This window comes from Halomonas sp., from assembly GCF_041689495.1.
Taxonomy (GTDB): domain Bacteria; phylum Pseudomonadota; class Gammaproteobacteria; order Pseudomonadales; family Halomonadaceae; genus Halomonas.
Genome location: NZ_JBDNGD010000479.1, coordinates 1 through 2665 on the forward strand (window position 1 = coordinate 1; position 2665 = coordinate 2665).

Consider the following 2665-nt stretch of genomic DNA (forward strand, 5'->3'; position numbering starts at 1 on the left):
CGTGCCGATAGAGATCGAAGGCCGCCGGGGCCTGATCGACGATACGGCCCACATCGCCGGCGATCAGCGACTGCATCACCAGCCCCTGCACGGTGCCGATGAACTGGGCCGCCGCGGCCTCGACATCGATGGCGGGGCGCAACTCACCCCGCCCTTGCGCCTCGCGAAGCAGCCCCTCGAGACGCCGGCGATAGCGTTCCAGCAGTCCGCGCACCATGCGGCTGGCGGCGGTAGGCCGTGGATGCTGCAGCTGTCCCATCAGCAGCCGCGGCACGCCGGGGTGCTCGGCGATGAACGCCACGTGGGCCAGGAACATCGCCTCCAGGGCCGCCAGGGGATCCTCGACGCCTTCGGCGGCAGCGGCAACCCGCGCCATCACCCGCTCGGCGACCCAGGCCACTACTGCCTCCCAGATGGCGTCCTTGCTGGCGAAGTGGCGAAACAGCGCCCCCTGGGTGACACCCATGCTCTCGGCGATCCGCCCAGTGGTGAGGGTGGCGGGCTCTTCCTCCCCGCAAAGCGCGACGACCGTCTCCACGGTGCGTTCGCGACGCGCCTCGGCGCTGAGATGCTGGCGTTCGGACATGCTCGGGCCTCAAAAGATAGTGACTGATTACTATCTAGCATACCCCCATGGCTTTCGCCTGACGAATCGCGATGCACCTGATCACGGTCAAGATGATCGGGAAATCGTCTGATTATCCAAACGGCGTCATAATTCCCACTTAAAACATTTGAAATCAATGGATTATACGGGAAAACACGATTAGCCTGAGCAGACACATCACTCGGAGAGTCGTCATGTCGAATCCTCGGCCGTCACCCCTCGGTCCCGCCACTCTGGCGATCCACGGCCAGCGGCAGCGGGATGCCTTCGGCAGCCCGCACATGCCGATCTACGACACCACCACCTTCGCCTACCCGGACACCGCCACGTTGCTGCAGGTGACCGAGGGCCGCCGTCAGGGGCCGCTTTACTCGCGCTACGGCCAGAACCCCACGCTCTACGCCCTGGAGGAGACGCTGGCCGCGCTCGAGGATGCCGAAGCGGCCTGGGCGTTTTCCTCCGGCATGGCCGCCATCAGCACCCTGTTCCTCACCCACGGCCGGCGCGGGATCGCTTGCCTCGGCGAGGTCTACGGCGGCACCCTGAGCCTTCTCGAACAGCAGCTGCCCACGCTGGGCATCGACACGCACTTGCTGCTCGACGGCCACGACCCCGAGGCCCTGGAGCGCCTGCTGGAAGCCGGCGTGGGCCTGGTCTACCTGGAGACGCCCACCAATCCGACGCTGCGCCTGATCGATATCGAAGCGGTCGCCGAGCAGGCCCACCGTCACGGCGCCCTGGTGGCAGTGGACGGCACCTTCGCCACGCCGATCAACCAGCGGCCGCTGGCCCTGGGCGCCGATATCGTGGTGCACAGCGCCACCAAGTACCTGGGCGGGCATAGCGACCTCACCGCCGGGGCTGTCATGGGAAGTGTCGAGCGGCTCGCCCCCCTGTGGCGTTGGCGGCAGAACCTGGGCACGGCGCTCTCGCCCCAGCTAGCCTCGCTGCTGTCGCGCAGCCTGCGCACTCTGCCGCTGCGCATGCAGCGACATAACACCTCGGCCCAGACCATCGCCGAGGCGCTGCTGGAGCACCCTGCCATCGCTCGAGTGCTCTACCCCGGGCTGCCGTCACACCCCGGCCACGCGCTGGCACACCACCAGATGTGCGGTTTCAGCGGCATGCTGACCCTGGAACTCAAGGGCGGTCGCGATGCCGCGGCACGTATGGCCGACCAGCTGACGCTGTTCGCCCTGGCGCCCAGCCTGGGCGGTGCCGAGAGCCTGGTCACCCAGCCCTGCACCACCTCCCACGTGGACCTCTCCGCCGAGGAGCGCGCCAGGCGCGGCATCGGCGACGGCATGCTGCGCCTGTCGGTCGGCCTGGAAGACGTCGATGACCTGCTCGCCGACCTGCACCAGGCCCTGGACATGCTGGAGACAGGCTGATGCCAGCCCTGCTGCGGCGACTCATAATGCTCGTCGACCGGGCCGCGGCGGAGCGCTTCCCGGGCTATTTCACGGTGATCATGGCCAGCGGCACCACCTCCATCACCAGCCATCTACTGGGGCTGCGCCTGCAGGCCTGGGCCTTCACCAGCGCCAGGATATTCCATCACTGCTGGCGGCTGACCCGCGTCCCACAGGCCTGAGGCCTACTTCAGCCCCAGCCGCCGGGCCAGCTTGTGCAGGTTGCTGGGGTCCAGCGCCAGGCGCCGGGCGGCCGCCGCCCAGCTCCCCTGGCAGGCGTCCAGGGCCTCGCGAATCGCCCGCCGCTGGGCCCGCTCCACGCGCTCGCGCAGGCTCGATGAAGCGGCCTCATCCGCTCTATCTGGCACATCCAATGCGCTGCCCCCTTCACCCACCGGGCCGGGCAGGTCGAGCCACTCGGGCTTCAGGGTGATGATATCGTCGCGCCGTGCGCCCCGGCTGAGCGCCTTGATCGCCGCGCGGCTGATCACGTGCTCCAGCTCGCGCACGTTGCCCGGCCAGGCGTAGGCCATCAGCGCCTCCTCGGCCGCGGGCGACAGGCGCAGGCTGCGCACCCCGAGCCGGGTGCGGTTGATCTCCAGGAAGTGGCCGGCCAGCACCAGCACGTCGCCGCCCCGCTTGCGCA

Annotated in this window: 3 protein-coding genes and 1 pseudogene; 2 read left to right on the forward strand and 2 right to left on the reverse strand. The window is 68.7% G+C overall.

The annotated features are described in order from the left end of the window. On the reverse strand, positions 1-586 hold a 586-nt coding region (locus ACESMD_RS14510), incomplete at its 3' end, for a TetR/AcrR family transcriptional regulator (protein ID WP_372614379.1). 215 nt (positions 587-801) lie between these two features. Here ACESMD_RS14510 and ACESMD_RS14515 point away from each other — a divergent pair. Beyond that, positions 802-1998: a PLP-dependent aspartate aminotransferase family protein gene (locus tag ACESMD_RS14515; RefSeq protein WP_372614381.1), complete on the forward strand. Its 1197-nt coding sequence runs from the start codon at positions 802-804 to the stop codon at positions 1996-1998. Continuing rightward, the gene (locus ACESMD_RS14520; RefSeq protein ID WP_372614383.1) at positions 1998-2201 is read left to right on the forward strand and encodes a hypothetical protein; all 204 of its coding nucleotides are present in this window, start codon (positions 1998-2000) and stop codon (positions 2199-2201) included. Before ACESMD_RS14515 ends, ACESMD_RS14520 begins: the two co-directional genes overlap by 1 nt. 3 nt (positions 2202-2204) lie before the next feature. On the opposite strand, the pseudogene ACESMD_RS14525 reads toward ACESMD_RS14520, so the two are convergent. Beyond that, positions 2205-2665: pseudogene (locus ACESMD_RS14525) on the reverse strand (nitric oxide reductase transcription regulator); the annotation flags it as partial.

Coding starts and splice junctions, on each gene's coding strand:
- ACESMD_RS14515 (WP_372614381.1), top strand. CDS start 802: ATGTCGAATCCTCGGCCGTCACCCCTCGGTCCCGCCACTCTGGCGATC.
- ACESMD_RS14520 (WP_372614383.1), top strand. CDS start 1,998: ATGCCAGCCCTGCTGCGGCGACTCATAATGCTCGTCGACCGGGCCGCG.